Below are 16,529 nucleotides of genomic sequence, written 5' to 3'. Positions count from 1 at the left end.
CCGCGACCCTGCAGCTTGAGAAGAGAGCGATGAGCGTTCAACTCGGAATGCCCGCAGTCCGTGCCCAGACCCCCCCGGTGGCCACCCGCCGCAAGTCGCGGCGGTTGATGGTGGGGTCGGTGCCGGTGGGCGGGGACGCACCGGTGTCGGTGCAGTCGATGACGACCACGCCCACGGCCGATGTCAACGCCACTCTCCAGCAGATCGCGCAGTTGACGGCGGCGGGGTGTCAGATCGTGCGGGTGGCGGTGCCGTCCCAGGACGACGCCGACGCGTTGCCGCAGATCGCGCGCAAGTCGCAGATCCCGGTGATCGCCGACATCCATTTCCAGCCCAAGTACGTGTTCGCGGCGATCGATGCCGGGTGCGCGGCGGTGCGGGTCAACCCGGGCAACATCAAGAAGTTCGACGACAAGGTCGGCGAGATCGCCCGCGCCGCACGGGATGCGGGGGTGCCGATCCGGATCGGGGTCAACGCCGGGTCGCTGGACAAGCGGTTGCTGGCCAAGTACGGGCGGCCGACCGCCGAGGCGCTGGTGGAGTCGGCGTTGTGGGAGTGCTCGCTGTTCGAGGAGCACGACTTTCGGGACATCAAGATCTCGGTCAAGCACCACGATCCGGTGGTGATGATCCAGGCGTACCGGATGCTGGCCGAGCGGTGTGACTATCCGCTGCACCTGGGGGTGACGGAGGCGGGGCCGGCGTTTCAGGGGACGATCAAGTCGGCGGTGGCGTTCGGTGCGCTGTTGGCCGAGGGGATCGGGGACACCATCCGGGTGTCGTTGTCGGCGCCTCCGGTGGAGGAGGTCAAGGTCGGCATCGCCATCCTGGAGGCCCTCGGGCTGCGCGAACGCGGCCTGGAGATCGTCTCCTGCCCCTCCTGCGGGCGGGCCCAGGTGGACGTCTACACCCTGGCCGAGGAGGTCTCCGCCGGACTCAAGGGCTTCCCGGTGCCGCTGCGGGTCGCGGTGATGGGCTGTGTGGTCAACGGGCCCGGCGAGGCCCGCGAGGCCGACCTGGGGGTGGCGTCCGGCAACGGCAAGGGCCAGATCTTCGTCAAGGGCCAGGTCATCAAGACCGTCCCCGAGTCGCAGATCGTCGAGACCCTCATCGAGGAGGCCATGCGCATCGCCGAGGAGATGGGCGTCGAGATCGACCCCGACGCCGGCGACGGCGCCGCCCAGGTCGTCGTGTCCTGACACCGACCGGCGAACTCCGCCAGGCCCCGGCCCGACCGGCCGGGGCCTCGCCGTGTCCGGGATGTGAATGAATTCCCGGGGTCCATCACGATTTGACAACCGTCTATTGAGCCCCTTCTGCCCCTTCCGCCCCTGAGCGCACAATCTCCACCTGTTGCCCGAGTGAGGCCCATCCCGGGCCTTGCGCGACAGAGGGAGTCAAGTGAAAAGGCTCGGACTCGTCACGGCCGTGGCCTCCCTGGGAGCCGGTCTGCTGGCCGGCGTCCCCGCGAGCGCGGCGGTGACCGCGGCCCCCTCCATCAAGTGGGGCAAGTGCGAGGTCAGCGGCCCCGACGACCCCATGAACCAGGCCGAGTGCGCCCAGGTTCCGGTGCCGCTGGACCACGGCAAGCCGAACGGCCGCAAGATCTCCATCGCGATCTCCCGCATCAAGGCCACCGACAGGGCCAACTACCAGGGCGTCCTGCTGATCAACCCGGGCGGGCCGGGCGGCAGCGGGCTGGCCTACTCGGCCGGTCTGGCACGCTGGCTGGCAGGCGTGGGCCACGCCGGGACCGCCGCCCGCTACGACATCATCGGATTCGACCCGCGCGGCGTCGGCGCCAGCCGGCCCGCCATCTCCTGCGACCCCGGCTACTTCACCCCGGTGCGGCCCGACTACAACGTCACCACCGCCGCCCAGGAGAAGGTCTGGCTGGACAAGTCCAAGTCCTACGCCGACGCGTGCGCCAGGAAGTACGGCTGGATGCTGCCGCACATGCGCACCACCGACGCGGCCCGCGACATGGACGTCATCCGCAGGGCGCTCGGCAAGGACAAGATCAGCTTCTACGGCTTCTCGTACGGCACCTACCTCGGCGCCACCTACGGCACGCTGTTCCCCAAGCGCGTCAAGCGGATGGTGCTCGACGGGAACGTCAACCCCAAGGAGGTCTGGTACGAGGCACAGCTCTCCCAGGACGTGGCGTTCGAGCGCAACATGAAGCTGTGGTGGCGGTGGATCGCCAAGTACGACTCGCTCTACCACCTCGGCACCACGCAGGACGCGGTGGAGAAGAAGTACTACGCCATCCGCGCCGCCGCCAAGAAGAAGCCCATCGGCGGCCAGGTCGGCCCGTCCGAGCTGGACGACATCATGCTGACCGCCGGATACAGCACCGGCTGGTACGAACTGCTGGCCACCGCCCTGTCGAACTGGGCGACCGAGCAGGACCCCGAGCTGCTGCTGGCGCTGGTCAACCCCGGCGGTGAGGACAACGACTTCGCCGTCTACAACGCCGTGCAGGCCGCCGACGCCAAGTGGCCGGCCAAGTGGTCCACCTGGCACAACGACGCGGTGCGCACCTACCAGAAGGCCAGGTTCGTCACCTGGGGCAACGTCTGGTTCAACGCCCCCATCCACTTCTGGAAGGTCAAGGGCGGCCCCGCGCTCAAGCTGAACGGCAAGGGCATGCCCGGGGTGCTGCTGGTGCAGTCCGAGCTGGACGGCGCCACCCCGTACCAGGGCGGCCTGGAGATGCACAAGGTGCTGCCGTCGTCCCGGCTGGTGGTGGAACTGGGCGGCAAGACCCACTCCAACACCCTGAACGGCAACGCCTGCCTGGACGACAAGGTCGCCGCGTACCTGAACAACGGTGCGCTGCCCGCCTCCAAGAACGGCCCCGACGCCTACTGCAAGGCCGTTCCGGAGCTGAACGACCCCGACCCGACCGCCGCGCGCACCATGGCCGCCACCCCGGTGCCCGGCAAGGACCTGCCGGTCGGCATCCGGTAAGCCCGTTCCCTCGGAGGGCCTCCGGCATCGCCCGGGGGCCCTTCGCGGTGTTTTCGGGGTGAACCGCCCGTCCCCCGGTTCCCCCAGCGGCGCGGCCGGGGCGGTTACAACGGCGGGGTGCTGAGCAACACGCCATCGAGGAAGATCGCGGGCCTGGCCGCCGGGTTGGTATTGGGCGGCCCCCTGGTCGCGCAGCCCGGTCTCGCCCACGCCGCCGCCCCCGTCATCAAGTGGAAGCCCTGCCCCGCCGACGACCCCCTCGAGGGAAAGGTCCTCAAGGGCCTGGAGTGCGGGACGCTGTCGGTGCCGCTGGACCACACCCGTCCCGCCGGGCGGCGGATCACCCTGGCGCTCACACGGGCCAAGCACACCGGTAGGCGGTACCGGGGTGCGGTGCTGCTCAACCGGGGCGGCCCCGGCGCGCACGGGCGCGACCTCCCCGCCCTGTTCAGGAGGGCGATGCCGAAGAAGCTCGGCGCCTCCTACGACTGGATCGGGTTCGACCCTCGCGGCGTGGGGGCCAGCAAGCCCTCGCTGGTGTGCGACGAGTCGTACCTGAACCCCGGCGGGGCGCGGGCCGACACCCTGCCGCGCACTCCGGCGGAGGAGGACGCCTGGAAGGCCCGGGCCAAGAAGTACGCCGACGACTGCGCCAAGAAGTACCGGGACGTGCTCCCGTACCTGGGCACCCGGCACTGGGTCGGGGACATGGAGGCCATCCGCAGGGCCCTGCGCCGCGACCGGATCAACTTCTTCGGCTTCTCCTACGGCTCCTACCTGGGCGCCGCCTACGCGACGAGCCATCCGCACCGGGTGCGGCGCATGGTGCTGGACAGCGTGGTCCGCCCCAGCGGGACCTGGTACGCCAACAACCTCGACCAGAACGTGGCCTTCGAGAAGCGGATCCAGGCGTTCTTCCGCTGGATCGCCGAACACCACGACACCTACGGTCTCGGCACCACCGCGGCGCGGGTCGAACGGACCTACTACAAGGTCCGCGCCGAGCTGGCGCGCAAGCCCCTCGACGGCAAGGTCGGCCCGTCGGAACTGGACGACGTCTTCCTCACCGACGGCTACTCGAACCTGCAGTGGAGCACGCACGCCTGGGCCCTGTCGGACTACGTCGTCCGTGACGATCCCAAGGCGCTCGCCGGGTTGTGGCATCCGCCCGGCAGGCTGGGCCAGAACAACTACGCGATGTACCTGGCGACCGAATGCCGGGACGCCCCCTGGCCCCGCGACTGGTCCATCTGGAGCAGGGACGCCCGCCGCCTGTACTCCGCGGGCAACCGCTTCGAGACCTGGAGCAACACCTGGTACAACGCCCCGTGCGCGTACTGGCCGGTGGAGGGCGGCCCGCGGCCCGCGATCGGGTCCCCCCGGCCGCGGATACTGCTGGTGCAGGCCTCGGAGGACGCCGCCACCCCGTATCCGGGGGCGCTGGAGACGCACCGGCTGTTCCCCGCGTCCCGGCTCGTGGTCCAGCGGGGCGGCGGCAACCACGGCATCTCGCTGAGCGGCGACGTCTGCGTGGACAAGGCCGTGCTGGCGTACCTGCGCGACGGCACGCTCCCGGCCGACCGCGAGGGCCCCGACCGCACCTGCCGTGCCCCCGCGTCGCCGCGGCCCAAGCCGAAGCCGGCCCCCAAGAAGGACGCCAAGCCGTCCCGGGGTGTACCGGCGGCGTCCACGGGCATCCCCGCAGAGGCGGTGATCCCGCCGACGGCATAGGCTTGGGAACGTGGTGCCGAGGCAGGTTCGGGGCGTGTGAGCCATGCGGATGCTGGGAGCGACGCCGGTCCGGGTCCTGGACGATCGGCACAGGGACAAGGTCCTGGAGATCCTGGACGCCGACCCGGTGTCGAACGTGTTCGTGAGCTCCCGCGTGCACGCGGTGGGCCTGGACCCCGGCAGGCTCGGCGCCCAGATGTGGGGCTACGTCCGGGACGGCCGGCTGACCGCGCTGTGCTACTCGGGCGCCAACCTGATCCCGATCAACGCCGACGCCGAGGCGATCCGGGCGTTCGCCGAGCGGGCCCGCCGCCAGGGCCGGCGGTGTTCGTCGATCGTGGGGCAGATCGACGCGGTGAACCTGCTGTGGGAACTGCTCGGCCCGTACTGGGGGCGGCCCCGGGCGATCCGGGCGGTGCAGCCGGTGATGGCCACCTCCAGGCCCGCGCCGGTCCCGCCCGACCCCAAGGTGCGCCGGGTGCGCGTGGACGAGTTCGACATCGTCTACCCGGCCTGCGTGGACATGTTCACCGAGGAGGTCGGCGTCTCCCCGAACACCGGGGACGGCGGGGTGCTGTACCGGGCGCGGGTGGCCGAGCTGATCCGGGCGGGGCGCGCGTTCGCCCGGATCGAGGACGGCCGGGTGGTGTTCAAGGCCGAGATCGGCGCCGCCACCCCGTACGCCTGCCAGGTGCAGGGCGTGTGGGTGCATCCGGAGCTGCGCGGCCGGGGCCTGTCGGTGAGCGGCATGGCGGCGCTGGTGGACGAGGCGCTGCGGTCGATCGCCCCGACGGTCTCGCTGTACGTCAACGACTACAACGCGCCCGCCCGCGCCGCCTACCGCCGGGTCGGCTTCGAAGAGGTCGACACGTTCATGTCGATCCTGTTCTAGCGGCCCTTCCTTGCGGGGCGCCCCGGCTCAGCGCACCAGCAGGTGCAGCAGCCGTTCCAGTTCGGCGGCGGGGTCGTCGGTGAGGCCGGCGTGCACCGGGCCCGGCTGCACGACCGTGCTGCGCGGGGCGGTCAGCCAGCGGAACCGGCTGCCGGGCGGTTCGGCGGCGGCCTGCCCGGCCACCTCGCCGCCCCGGCACACGCACTCCACGGCGTGCAGGGCCGACCGCACCCCGGCCAGGTCCAGGCTCGGGTCCAGCGCCCGCAGGCGGTCCTCGTCCACATGGGTGCGGCAGCCGAGGAAGTCCTTGTTGCGGCAGTAGACGACCACGCCCACGTTCATCGCCTCGCCCCGTTCGGGCCGGGGGATCACCCGGATCACCGCGTACTCGAACACCGTGTGGCTCATCGGACCGGCCCTCCCAGCCAGCCGGGACGGTTCGCGCCGGGCTTGGGACCGGGGGAGGGGCGGCGGCCGCCCGCCGACAGGTCGGGCAGCCAGGCGCGGGGCTCCGCGGCACGGGCCAGCAGCAGGTCGCGGTAGGCGGCGCGGACCTCCCCGGGGTCCGCGAAGCCCGGCTCGTCCGCCAGCCAGGCGTCCGGCACCAGCGCGGTGACCTCGTCCAGCAGGTCCCCGGTGATCCGCGGCAGCAGCTCCTCCTCGGCGTCCTTGAGCCTGGTCGCGTACGGCACCATCACGTGGTCGTCCACGTCGTAGGGCCGCAGCACCAGCTTGGCGGCGTTGGCCCAGGCGTGGTGGAAGTACAGGCTGGCGCCGTGGTCGATCAGCCACACCCGGCCGTGCCAGACCAGCAGGTTCGGATTGCGCCAGCTGCGGTCCACGTTCCCGATGAACGCGTCCAGCCACAGCAGCCGGGACGCCAGGTCGGGGTCGGCGGTCCAGCCCAGCGGGTCGTAGCCGAGCGAGCCGGGCAGGAAGTCCACCCCCAGGTTCCAGCCGACGCTGGCCTTGAGCAGGTCCTGCACGTCCGGGTCGGGCTCGTGCCGGGCGATCACCGGGTCCAGGTCGATGACCACCAGGTCGGGCACCCGGAAGCCGAGCCGGCGGGCCAGCTCCCCGGCGATGATCTCGGCGACCAGCGCCTTGCGGCCCTGGCCCGCGCCGGTGAACTTCATGACGTAGGTGCCGAGGTCGTCGGCCTCCACGAGCCCGGGCAGCGACCCGCCCTCGCGCAGCGGCGCCACGTATCGGGTCGCGGTGACTAGAGGCAGCACGCGACTTACCCTATGGCCCCATGGCGTGGGTCGATCTCTCGGTTCCGGTGGTGACGGGGATGCCGGTGTATCCGGGCGATCCGCAGGTCGCGGTGACGCCCGCGCTGACCGTGGCGGAGGCGGGCGTGAACGTGGCGCGCGTGCACCTGGGCTCGCACGCCGGAACGCACGTGGACGCCCCGTTCCACGTGGACGACTCCTGGCCGCGGCTGGAGGACGTGCCGCTCGACCGGTTCGCGGGCGAGGCGGTGGTGATGGACGTGCGGGGCCTGCCGCCGCGCGCCCCGATCGGCCCGGACCTGCTGCCGCGCGGGCTGCGGCCGGGCCGGGTGCTGCTGGTCGTCACGGGCTGGTCGCGGCACTGGGGGACGCCGGACTACCTCGCGCACCCCTACCTGACCGCCGAGACCTGCGAACGGATCGTCGCGGCCGGGGTCCGCACGGTCGGCGTCGACGCGCTCAGCGTGGACCGCACCCCGGAGCCCGGGGACGACGGCTTCTCCCTGGCCGCCCACCGGGCGCTGCTGGGCGCGGGCGCGGTGATCGTGGAGAACCTGACCGGGCTGGACCGGCTGGCCGGGGCGGGCCGGGCCGAGGTGTTCGCGTTCCCGGTACGGCTCACCGGCGACGGCGCGCCGGCCCGCGCCGTGGCCCGGCTGCACCGCTGACCGGCCTCAGCGGATCATCGGGAAGCACAGCCACACGGGGATCCGCCAGTACTCGCCCTTCCCGGCCTTGACCGCGCCCATGATCAGCACGACCCACTGGGCGAACACGTGGAACACCACCATCGGGGCGAGCAGGATCAGCCACGCCGGGCTGTCCGTCAGGATCGCCAGCGGGATCGCGACCACCGCCGGCGCCAGCGTCTGGATGAGGGAGGTGATCAGGTAGTTCAGCGTCTGCGCCGCGTGGAACCGGGTGAACGCCGAGGTGTTCCGCTTGGCGAAGTAGACGATCAGCGGGGCGATGATCCCGACGGCCAGCGTCCCGACGTAGCACATCACGGCCCAGCTGGTGTCGTCACCGGCCGCCCCGCCCGGCGGCACCCCCGGAGGCCCGTAGGCGGGCTGCTTGTCGTACGGCCCGGGCCCGTACAGATGGTCGTACGGGCCGTGCCCGTACTGGTACTGGTAACCGGGCGGGGGCGTCGGAGGGTGGGTCATGGGCCTTCCCGCGAAGCTCGGCGGCACATCGTTCCTGAAATCTACTGCCGTATCACGGTCCGCGCCGGTCCATGACCGATGACGGCCGCCTTCCCCCGCGGGTCCCCTGTTCGTGTGATGAACCGGGAAGTGCGCCGCAGAAGGCCACATAGTGGTCTACGGTGCGGGGCATGGCGACTGTGCTGGTTGTGGAGGACGACCCGAACCTCCGCGCGGCCCTGATCCGGGAGCTCGGCGCCCGGTCACACACCGTGCGCAGTGCGGGCACCGCGATGGGCATGCTGCGGGACGTCGCGCAGAACCCGCCCGACCTGGTCATCCTGGACCTGGGGCTGCCCGACCTGGACGGGGCGGAGGCGCTGAAGATGCTGCGCGGGGTCTCCGACGTCCCGGTGATCATCGCCACCGCCCGGGACGGCGAGGCCGAGATCGTCCGGCTGCTGCACGCCGGCGCCGACGACTACCTGGTCAAGCCGTTCACCGCCGAGGTGCTCGGCGCCCGGATGGCGGCGCTGCTGCGGCGCACCGGCCGGGCCGGGCCGGTGGTGCGGCTGGCGGTGGGCGGCCTGCACATCGACGTGGACCGCCGGGAGGCCTCCCTGGACGGCAAGCCGCTGGAGCTGACCCGCCGCGAGTTCGACCTGCTGGCCTATCTGGCCGCCCGGCCCGGCCGGGTGGTGTCCCGCCGCGAGCTGCTGGCCGAGGTGTGGCACCAGGCGTACGGCGACGACCAGACCATCGACGTGCACCTGTCCTGGCTGCGCCGCAAGCTGGGGGAGACCGCGGCGTCCCCCCGCTATCTGCACACCGTCCGCGGGGTCGGGGTCCGGCTGGCCGCCCCGGCCGAGCACCGGCCGGAGAGCGCCGCGGACCCGTCATGAGACGGGCCCTGGGCCTGGTCGCCCTGGCGGTGACCTCCATGGTGGCGCTGGCCTTCCTGATCCCGCTGGCGTTCACGGTGCGGGAGGTCACCCGGGACCGGGCGCTGGACGGTGCCGAGCGCGAGGCCGCCGCGATGGGCCCGGCGCTGTCGCTGTCGCTGCGGCCCGCCGACGTGGAACGGGCGCTGGCCTCCACCGCCGCGGGCTCGTCCGGCCGGATGGCGGTGCACCTGCCGGACGGCACCGTCGTCGGCGAGCGCCGGGCCGCGTCCGGCGAGGTGGCCGAGGCCGCCCGGCGGGGCCGGCTGCGCACCGTGGAGGTGCCCGACGGGCTGGCGGTGCTGCAGCCGGTCGCGCTCGCCGAGGGCGTGGTGGCGGTGGTGGAGGTGTTCCTGCCCGGCGCCGACCTGGACCGCGGCGTGCTGCCGGCCTGGCTGGCGATGGTCGCGGTGGGCGCCGTGCTGGTGGCCGGGTCGGTGGTCGCCGCCGACCGGATGGGCGCCCGGGTGGTGCGCGCCACCCAGCGGCTGGCCGAGGCGGCGGCCGCGCTCGGCGAGGGGGACCTCAGCGTCCGCATCGAGCCCGAGGGCCCGCCGGAGCTGATCGAGGCCGGGCTGGCGTTCAACGCGATGGCCGACCGGGTCACCCAGCTGCTGGCCGCCGAGCGGGAGATGGCCGCCGACCTGTCGCACCGGCTGCGCACCCCGCTGGCCGCGCTGCGGCTGAACGTGGAGGCGCTCGATCCCGGGCCGGTGGCCGACCAGACCCGCTCGGCCGTCGACCAGCTGGAACGCGAGGTCGACATGATCATCCGGGCGGTCCGCCGGCCGGCCGGGCGGGGCAGCTGCGACGCCGCCCGGGTGCTGCGCGAACGGGTGGCGTTCTGGTCGGCGCTGGCCGAGGACGAGGGCCGCACCTGCGAGCTGATCGGCGCGGAGGGCAGCGCGCCGGTCCCGCTGCCGGCCGCCGAGCTGGAGGCGGCGGTGGACGCGCTGCTGGGCAACGTGTTCCGGCACACCGAGGAGGGCACCGACTTCGCGGTGACCCTGCACGTCGGCGAGGGCATCACCGGCATCCTGGTGGCCGACGCCGGCCCCGGCATCGCCGACCCCGAGGCCGCCCTGGAACGCGGCCGCAGCGGCCGGGGGTCCACCGGGCTGGGGTTGGACATCGCCCGCCGCGCCGCCGAGTCCACCGGCGGCTACCTGCGGATCCACCGTTCCGTGCTGGGCGGCGCGCAGGTGCAGATCTGGCTGCGCACCGGCGAGCGCCCCACCCCCCGCCGCGCCCGCCGGTCCCGGCGCCGGAGGGGCTAGGCGTTCCGGGGCTCCCGGCGGGCCGTCAGTCCTCCTCGGGCCAGGCGACCAGCTCGAACCAGACGGCCTTGCCGTGCGGGGTGATGTGGGCGCCGTGCTCGTCGGCGGTCGCGGCCAGCAGGAACAGCCCGCGTCCGGCCTCGTCCAGGGCGTCGGCGTCGCGGGGGCGGGGCATCCGGGGGTCGCCGTCGTGGACCTCGCAGCGCAGCCGGTCTCCGCGGCGGAGGACGACCAGTTCGAACGGGGCCTGTTCGGCCTGTTCGGCGGACGCCGCCGGGGCGGCGTGGCGGTGGGCGTTGGTGGCCAGTTCGGAGACGCACAGCTCGGCGGCCTCGGTGACATGGGCGGCCCGCCAGGCGGCGGCGACCAGCCGGACGAAGGCGCGGGCGTGGCCCGCGGCCTGCGGGGCGTCCGGGAGCACCAGCCTGCCCAGCACGCCGTCGGGGCGGGCGGGGGATGCGGGGGACGGGTTCGGTTGCTCGGTCTCGCGGAGATCGACCGGCACGGGGCACCTCCTTCGGATACGGGATCCCGGATGCCGTCAGGGAGGGGGCCACGCTGCGAACCGGGGCTCTAGTTCGGCTGTACGCATGAGCGTGCTGGTACGGACGGGCACGGGGGGCGGGAAATTCCTGAGGCGACTGAGGCGATTACTTGTCGAACTCGAGCGCGCACGCAAAGTGATCCCTACCCTAGGGTCATGGACCGGACCACATGCAGCCTCCCGCCGGAGTTCTGGTCCAGCCCCCCTGTGTCGGCCGCCCTGGCGTGCTGTGACATGCCGGCGTTACTGGACCGCGTCCGGCGGGCGCACGGCTGGACGCAGTCCGACCTGGCCGCCGCCGTCGGCTACTCCCAGAGCTGGGTGTCCAAGGTGCTGCGCGGCGTCCAGCCGCTCACCGTCGACCAGGTGCGGGAGCTGTCCCGCCGCCTGGGCATCCCGGCCGGGCTGCTGCGGCTCGGCGACGCAGGAGGTGACGATCCCACGAACCGCCGTGACTTCGGCAAGGCCGTGGCGCTGGCCCTGCTGCCCGTGCCGGGCCGCACGCCGGTGGACGAGACCACCGCCGCCACGCTGACCGCCATCACCGGCGGCCAGCGCCGGCTGGACGCCACCACGCCGGCCCGTGACCTGGTGCGCGGCGTGGTCGCCCACGTCGAGCTGGCCGGCCGGCTGTACGCCCTGGCCGGGGACGGGCCGCCGGCCGCGGGCATCGCGGCGGCGCTCAGCGAGGCCGCCGGGCTCGCCGCCTGGCTGCACGCCGACATGCTCGACATCGGCAGTGCCCGGACGTACTACCGGCTGGCGGTGGACCGGGCCCGCCGCGCCGGGCACGACCTGCTGGCCGCCTACATGCTGGGCAGCCTGGCCGCGTTCGAGATCGACGTCGACGACCCGGCGCTCGGGCTCGCGCACGCCGCCGAGGCGCGCCGCTGGCTCGGCCCGCACCCGCACCCGGCCCCGCAGGCGTGGCTGCGCGCGATCGAGGCGCTCGGCCACGCCACCGCCCGCCGCGACGAGCGGAGCGCGACCCGGGCGCTGCTGGCCGCCGAGCGGGCGGTGGAGGCCGCGCCGCCGGCCGCGCCGCCCTGGCCGTGGGTGTTCCCGTTCGGCGCGGCCAAGCTCGCCGGATACCGGGCACTGGTCGCGGTCCGGCTGGACCGGCCCGACCAGGCGCTGGCGGCGTTCGCCGAGTCGGCCGCCGGCGGGGCGGCGGCGCCCAAGCAGCGCGCCGCGGTCATGCTGGAGGTCGCCACCGCGGTGCGCCAGGACGGCGTCCGCCGCCGCGACCCCGACCGGGTCGACGAGGCGTTCCGGATGGCGGGGGAGGCCCTGACGGCCGGGCTGACCTATGCTTCGGAACGGATCGTCCAGCGGGCCCGCCGGTTCCGCCGCGAGCACGCCGGTCCGGTGACCGAATCGGTTCGCGAGTTCGACGACCGGCTGGGCGTGACCTTCGGATGAGGCGACAGTCATGCCCCGTATCGCGATTTCCGGACATCGCGGCCTTCCCCCTGCCACCGAACGGCTGATCGACCAGGCCCTGCGCGCCGTCCTGGCGGAGACCGGCCCCGGCATCACCGGGCTGTCCTGCCTGGCGGACGGCGCCGACCAGATCTTCGCCCGCGCCGTGCTGGACCACGGCGGCGCGCTGGAGGCGATCGTCCCCGCCGAGCGCTACCGGGAGGGTCTGCCGCCCGAGGCGCACGCCGAGTACGACCGGCTGCTGGCCGCCGCGGTGCGGGTGCACCGGCTGCCGCACGTCGACTCCGAGCCCCGGGCGCACATGGCCGCGAGCGAGCACATGCTCGGCCTGGCCGACGAGCTGTGGGCGGTCTGGGACGGCAAGCCCGCCCGCGGCTTCGGCGGGACCGCCGACGTGGTCGCCCGCGCCCGCGGGCTCGGCGTTCCGGTCCGGGTGTTCTGGCCGTCGGGCGCACGGCGCGGATGAGCGGCGGCGGGGACGCCGTAAGCGTCGCTCAGGGACCGCTTAACCGACGGTTAAGAGCCTTCTGCCGGCCGGGCGGGCGGCCTAGCGTCGTGGGTGTCGGAAAGGCGAGACCACGGAGGTACACCGGCTGGAGTAGTGCGAACGTCGACTGAGGTTCCCGACTCAGGTTCCTGACTGAGGCAAGGCGACCGGCTCGGACGGCCCGAATCCCGCTCTCGGACCGCACGAGCCGGTCGTCGCTTTTCGCCGTGGGATCGGCCGGAAGTCAGGCGACCGCGGCGGAGCGAGGATCCTTTTCGGGGATCTGGGGGCGTCCCCAGAGGCGGCGGGCTCAGTCGTCGTCGCGGGGCAGGGCTCCGTACAGCAGCAGCCGGAGGGCGTCGGCGGTGCCGGAGGCGCTGTCGTCCCCCGTGGCCAGGCGGCGGACCGCCAGCCCGTACAGCAGCGCCACGACGGTGGGGGCGTGCCGTTCGGCGTCCGGGATGCCCAGCGCGGTCAGCACGCCGGCGGCCAGCCGGTCGTAGGCGGCCACCGAGCGGGCCGAGGCGTCGCCCATGCCGGGATCGCGGGCCGAGTGCAGGTGCAGTTCCAGGTTGGCGATCTGCTCGGGGCCGTAGGCGAAGTCCACGATCGCCTTCTCGACCTCCTCGGCGGCCTCCTCGGGGCCGATCCCGGCGTCGCGGAGCCGGTCGAGGTGCCCGGTGATGCGGGCGATCTCGTTGTCGACGAACGTGCGCAGGCTCTCTCTCAGCAGGTCGGTCTGGCTGGGGAAGTGGTAGGTCAGCGAGCCCAGCGAGACGCCGGCGGCCCTGGCGACCGCCCGGTTGGTGACCGCGCCGATGCCCTGCTCTCCGATCAGCCGCAGGGTGGCGTGCAGGATCCGGTCACGCGCGGTAACGGGTGTGCTCATCACCGTCCAGTGTCCCCCACCCCGACGGCCCTTCCGGCCGCGGCGGTCGCTACCGTATCGTTCGTTCGAACGAACGATAGCGGGAGGCGATGTGGAACCAGACGCGCTCGGCCTGGCGGCCCAGGCCGAACTGCTGGCGCTGGGCGAGGTGTCCGCCAAGGAACTGGTCGAGCACTCGCTGGAGCGGATCGCCCGGCTGGAAGGGCTGGGCGCCTTCCGGACGGTGCGGGCCGAGGCGGCCCGGGCGGAGGCGGCCGAGGCCGACCGGCGGCTGGCCGCCGGGGAGCGGCTGCCGCTGCTGGGCGTGCCGATCGCGGTCAAGGACGACACCGACCTGGCGGGGGAGACCACGCCGTTCGGGGTCCCCGGCGACCACCGGCCCAAGGAGCACGACACCGAGCACGTCCGTCGGCTGCGCGCCGCCGGGGCGGTGATCGTCGGCAAGACCACCACCTGCGAGCTGGGGCTGTGGCCGTTCAGCGAGTCGCCCGGGTTCGGCTGCGCCCGCAACCCGTGGCACCCCGACCACACCCCGGGCGGATCCAGCGGCGGCTCGGCGGCGGCGGTGGCCGCGGGCATGGTCCCGGCGGCGGTCGGGTCCGACGGGGCGGGCTCGATCCGCATCCCGGCCGCCTGGACCGGCCTGGTCGGGATCAAGCCGCAGCGCGGCAGGGTGTCGGCCCATCCGCTGCGGGACCCGTTCCACGGGCTGACGGTGTGGGGGCCGCTGGCGCGGTCGGTGGGGGACGCGGCGCTGCTGCTGGACGTGCTGACCGGCAGCCATCCCGAGGACGTCCACCGGCTGGACCCGCCGGTCATCTCGTTCGCCCAGGCGGCCCGGCGCGACCCGGGCAGGCTGCGGATCGCGGTGTCGTTCCGCACCGCGTTCGGCGCCCCCGGCAAGGTGGACCCGGAGATCGTGCGCGCGGTGGAGCGGATCGCCCGGCGGCTGGCCGCGCTCGGGCACAAGGTGTTCCCCGCCGACCCCGACTACGGGCCGATCGGCCTCGGGCTGGTCTCGCGCGGGACGGCGGGGGTGGCCGACTGGCTGGACACCATCCCCGGGGCCAGGCCCGAGCCCCGCACCGAGACGGAGGCCATGATCGGCCGGGTGGCCGGACGGCGGCTGCTGCCCCTGGCCCGCCGTCTGGACCCGATGCTGCGCCGCCGGGTGGGCCGCATCTTCCAGATCGCCGACGTGGTGCTCACCCCGACCACCGCCCAGCTCCCGCCCCGGGTCAACGCCTACCAGGGGGCCGGCTGGCACCGCACCCAGTCCGCCGCCGCCGCGGCCTGCCCGTACGCCTGGCCGTGGAACGTGCTGGGCTGGCCCGGCGTCAACGTGCCCGCCGGGCTCAGCTCCTCCGGCCTGCCGATCGGCGCCCAGCTGCTCGGCCACGACTCCGACGAGGCCCTGCTGATCTCGCTGGCCGCCCAGCTGGAGGCGGTCGAGGGGTGGCACGAACGCCGCCCGCCCGCTTCAATGATCCAGGCGGCGTAAGGAGCCAACCGGCGGAAGAGGGATGTCGTGGTCAGTACCGCATCGGTGATCGGGATCGCCCTGGTCGCCCTCGGCATGGTGCTCACTCCAGGGCCGAACATGATCTACCTGGTCTCGCGGTCGATCACCCAGGGGGTGCGCGCCGGGCTGGTCTCGCTGCTGGGGGTGGCCACCGGGTTCGCGTGCTACCTGGCGGCCGCCGTGGTGGGGCTGACCGCGGTGTTCACGCTGGTGCCCGCGCTCTACACGGTGCTGAAGCTGGCCGGGGCGGCGTACCTGCTCTACCTGGCCTGGCAGGCGATCCGGCCGGGCGGGCGGTCGCCGTTCGAGCCCGAGCCGCTGCCCCCGGACGGGCCGTGGCGGCTCTACACGATGGGGCTGGTCACCAACCTGCTCAACCCGAAGATCGCGGTGCTGTACGTGTCGCTGCTGCCGCAGTTCGTGGACCCGGAACGGGGCCACATCGCGCTGCAGAACCTGATCCTCGGCGGCACCCAGATCACCGTCGCCATGATCGGCAACACCCTGATCACGCTGACCGCCGGGAGCCTGGCCGTCTTCCTGGCCCGGCGGCCGGCGTGGATGCGGGTGCAGCGGGCGTTCATGGCGACGGTGCTGGGCGGGCTCGCGGTCAAGATGGCCGCCGACCGCTCCCGCGCCGCCGCCGTGACCCCCTAGTAGCCGGCGCCGGTGAGCATCCCGCCGTCGACCAGCACCTCGCTGCCGGTGCAGTAGCCGGAGTCGTCGGAGGCCAGGAACACCACCAGCCCGGACACCTCGCGGGTGCGGCCCATCCGCCCGAGCGGCAGCGCCCTCATGAACGCCTCGGCGCTGTCGGCCGTCGCGGCGACCACGTCCGGGTCGGTGACCATCGGGGTGAGGATGCCGCCCGGGTGGATCGAGTTCACCCGGATGCCGTACTCGCCCAGCTCCCGCGCCGCCGCCTTGGTCAGCCCGCGCACCCCGAACTTGCTGGCGCTGTAGGCGGCCAGCCCGGCGGCCCCGATGAAGCCCTCGGTCGAGGAGACGTTGACGATCGAGCCGCCGCCGGCCGCCTTCATCGGCCCGATCACCGCCTTGACGCCCAGCCACTGGCCGACCAGGTTGACCTCGAGGACCTGCCGGAACTCCGCCGGCGTCATGTCCTCGATGCGCCGGTGCCGGATGATCCCGGCGTTGTTGACCAGCACGTCCAGCTTTCCGAACGCCTCGACCGCGGTCCGCACGGCGTTCTGCCAGTCCTCGGGCGAGGTGACGTCCATCCGCACGAAGCGGGCCGCGTCGCCGAGGTCGGCGGCGAGCTTGGCGCCCTCCTCCTCCAGGACGTCGCCGAACACCACCGAGGCGCCCTCGGCCACGAACCGCCGCACGTGCGACCTGCCCATGCCCCGGGCCCCGCCGGTGATGATCGCGACCTTGCCGTCAAGCTGCCCCATCAGGCGTTCCTCCCGCTCCGTGCGATTGCCGGTCA

17 protein-coding genes are annotated in these 16,529 nt (G+C 73.5%); 11 read left to right on the top strand and 6 right to left on the bottom strand.

Features of this window, described 5'->3' with window-relative positions:
• The first annotated feature begins 29 nt into the window (after positions 1-29).
• From ispG to HNR21_RS29610, 4 genes are all read left to right on the top strand, one after another.
• Complete coding sequence (gene ispG / locus HNR21_RS29625; protein WP_182707750.1) at positions 30-1,199, top strand: flavodoxin-dependent (E)-4-hydroxy-3-methylbut-2-enyl-diphosphate synthase; 1,170 nt, start codon at positions 30-32, stop codon at positions 1,197-1,199.
• Between the two features lie 202 nt (positions 1,200-1,401).
• Positions 1,402-2,973 (top strand): alpha/beta hydrolase, encoded by a 1,572-nt coding sequence (locus tag HNR21_RS29620; protein ID WP_312881404.1) that lies wholly within the window; start codon positions 1,402-1,404, stop codon positions 2,971-2,973.
• Positions 2,974-3,090: 117 nt separating this feature from the next.
• Positions 3,091-4,704, top strand: a complete 1,614-nt coding sequence (locus HNR21_RS29615) for an alpha/beta hydrolase (protein ID WP_312881403.1) — start codon at positions 3,091-3,093, stop codon at positions 4,702-4,704.
• Between the two features lie 49 nt (positions 4,705-4,753).
• Positions 4,754-5,596: a GNAT family N-acetyltransferase gene (locus HNR21_RS29610; RefSeq protein WP_182708896.1), complete on the top strand. Its 843-nt coding sequence runs from the start codon at positions 4,754-4,756 to the stop codon at positions 5,594-5,596.
• Positions 5,597-5,623: 27 nt separating this feature from the next.
• Here the strand turns inward: HNR21_RS29610 and HNR21_RS29605 are convergent, their stop codons facing one another.
• Positions 5,624-6,004, bottom strand: a complete 381-nt coding sequence (locus HNR21_RS29605; protein WP_119729336.1) for a DUF3037 domain-containing protein — start codon at positions 6,002-6,004, stop codon at positions 5,624-5,626.
• Positions 6,001-6,831 (bottom strand): HipA family kinase, encoded by an 831-nt coding sequence (locus HNR21_RS29600; RefSeq protein WP_182707749.1) that lies wholly within the window; start codon positions 6,829-6,831, stop codon positions 6,001-6,003. Before HNR21_RS29600 ends, HNR21_RS29605 begins: the two co-directional genes overlap by 4 nt.
• A 20-nt stretch (positions 6,832-6,851) precedes the next feature.
• On the opposite strand from HNR21_RS29600, the gene HNR21_RS29595 reads away from it, so the two are divergent.
• A complete protein-coding gene (locus tag HNR21_RS29595) occupies positions 6,852-7,499 on the top strand; it encodes a cyclase family protein (RefSeq protein WP_182707748.1) in 648 nt (215 codons plus the stop codon).
• Positions 7,500-7,505: 6 nt separating this feature from the next.
• Here HNR21_RS29595 and HNR21_RS29590 read toward each other — a convergent pair whose 3' ends face one another.
• Positions 7,506-7,997, bottom strand: a complete 492-nt coding sequence (locus HNR21_RS29590) for a DUF4870 domain-containing protein (RefSeq protein WP_182707747.1) — start codon at positions 7,995-7,997, stop codon at positions 7,506-7,508.
• Between the two features lie 170 nt (positions 7,998-8,167).
• Between HNR21_RS29590 and HNR21_RS29585 the strand changes: the two genes are divergently transcribed.
• Both HNR21_RS29585 and HNR21_RS29580 read left to right on the top strand, forming a co-directional pair.
• Positions 8,168-8,878: a response regulator transcription factor gene (locus HNR21_RS29585; protein WP_119729340.1), complete on the top strand. Its 711-nt coding sequence runs from the start codon at positions 8,168-8,170 to the stop codon at positions 8,876-8,878.
• Complete coding sequence (locus HNR21_RS29580; RefSeq protein ID WP_119729341.1) at positions 8,875-10,194, top strand: sensor histidine kinase; 1,320 nt, start codon at positions 8,875-8,877, stop codon at positions 10,192-10,194. Before HNR21_RS29585 ends, HNR21_RS29580 begins: the two co-directional genes overlap by 4 nt.
• Before the next feature lie 25 nt (positions 10,195-10,219).
• Here HNR21_RS29580 and HNR21_RS29575 read toward each other — a convergent pair whose 3' ends face one another.
• A complete protein-coding gene (locus HNR21_RS29575) occupies positions 10,220-10,699 on the bottom strand; it encodes an ATP-binding protein (RefSeq protein ID WP_182707746.1) in 480 nt (159 codons plus the stop codon).
• Between the two features lie 195 nt (positions 10,700-10,894).
• Between HNR21_RS29575 and HNR21_RS29570 the strand changes: the two genes are divergently transcribed.
• The gene (locus tag HNR21_RS29570; RefSeq protein WP_220500348.1) at positions 10,895-12,160 is read left to right on the top strand and encodes a helix-turn-helix domain-containing protein; all 1,266 of its coding nucleotides are present in this window, start codon (positions 10,895-10,897) and stop codon (positions 12,158-12,160) included.
• A gap of 10 nt (positions 12,161-12,170) precedes the next feature.
• The gene (locus HNR21_RS29565; RefSeq protein WP_182707745.1) at positions 12,171-12,647 is read left to right on the top strand and encodes a hypothetical protein; all 477 of its coding nucleotides are present in this window, start codon (positions 12,171-12,173) and stop codon (positions 12,645-12,647) included.
• 331 nt (positions 12,648-12,978) lie between these two features.
• Here HNR21_RS29565 and HNR21_RS29560 read toward each other — a convergent pair whose 3' ends face one another.
• On the bottom strand, positions 12,979-13,557 hold the full coding sequence (locus HNR21_RS29560; protein ID WP_119729345.1) for a TetR/AcrR family transcriptional regulator: 579 nt from the start codon (positions 13,555-13,557) through the stop codon (positions 12,979-12,981).
• 91 nt (positions 13,558-13,648) lie between these two features.
• Here HNR21_RS29560 and HNR21_RS29555 point away from each other — a divergent pair, with 91 nt between their 5' ends.
• Complete coding sequence (locus HNR21_RS29555; protein ID WP_233358591.1) at positions 13,649-15,058, top strand: amidase; 1,410 nt, start codon at positions 13,649-13,651, stop codon at positions 15,056-15,058.
• A 27-nt stretch (positions 15,059-15,085) separates the two neighbouring features.
• Complete coding sequence (locus tag HNR21_RS29550; protein WP_182707743.1) at positions 15,086-15,736, top strand: LysE family translocator; 651 nt, start codon at positions 15,086-15,088, stop codon at positions 15,734-15,736.
• Here HNR21_RS29550 and HNR21_RS29545 read toward each other — a convergent pair.
• Positions 15,733-16,494 (bottom strand): glucose 1-dehydrogenase, encoded by a 762-nt coding sequence (locus HNR21_RS29545; RefSeq protein WP_119729348.1) that lies wholly within the window; start codon positions 16,492-16,494, stop codon positions 15,733-15,735. The two genes, HNR21_RS29550 and HNR21_RS29545, sit on opposite strands and share 4 nt — an antisense overlap.
• Between the last annotated feature and the right edge of the window lie 35 nt (positions 16,495-16,529).

The sequence above is a fragment of the Thermomonospora cellulosilytica genome (assembly GCF_014138835.1).
In the GTDB taxonomy this organism is placed as follows: Bacteria; Actinomycetota; Actinomycetes; order Streptosporangiales; family Streptosporangiaceae; genus Thermomonospora; species Thermomonospora amylolytica.
The sequence above is the reverse complement of the archived record's forward strand: the minus strand, read 5'-3'. Positions and strand labels throughout refer to the sequence as shown.

Bases quoted from the DNA above. Each gene is read 5' to 3' on its own strand.
- ispG (WP_182707750.1), top strand. From the start codon at position 30: ATGAGCGTTCAACTCGGAATGCCCGCAGTCCGTGCCCAGACCCCCCCG.
- HNR21_RS29610 (WP_182708896.1), top strand. From the start codon at position 4,754: ATGCTGGGAGCGACGCCGGTCCGGGTCCTGGACGATCGGCACAGGGAC.
- HNR21_RS29605 (WP_119729336.1), bottom strand. From the start codon at position 6,004: ATGAGCCACACGGTGTTCGAGTACGCGGTGATCCGGGTGATCCCCCGG.
- HNR21_RS29595 (WP_182707748.1), top strand. From the start codon at position 6,852: ATGGCGTGGGTCGATCTCTCGGTTCCGGTGGTGACGGGGATGCCGGTG.
- HNR21_RS29590 (WP_182707747.1), bottom strand. From the start codon at position 7,997: ATGACCCACCCTCCGACGCCCCCGCCCGGTTACCAGTACCAGTACGGG.
- HNR21_RS29585 (WP_119729340.1), top strand. From the start codon at position 8,168: ATGGCGACTGTGCTGGTTGTGGAGGACGACCCGAACCTCCGCGCGGCC.
- HNR21_RS29580 (WP_119729341.1), top strand. From the start codon at position 8,875: ATGAGACGGGCCCTGGGCCTGGTCGCCCTGGCGGTGACCTCCATGGTG.
- HNR21_RS29570 (WP_220500348.1), top strand. From the start codon at position 10,895: ATGGACCGGACCACATGCAGCCTCCCGCCGGAGTTCTGGTCCAGCCCC.
- HNR21_RS29565 (WP_182707745.1), top strand. From the start codon at position 12,171: ATGCCCCGTATCGCGATTTCCGGACATCGCGGCCTTCCCCCTGCCACC.
- HNR21_RS29560 (WP_119729345.1), bottom strand. From the start codon at position 13,557: ATGAGCACACCCGTTACCGCGCGTGACCGGATCCTGCACGCCACCCTG.
- HNR21_RS29545 (WP_119729348.1), bottom strand. From the start codon at position 16,494: ATGGGGCAGCTTGACGGCAAGGTCGCGATCATCACCGGCGGGGCCCGG.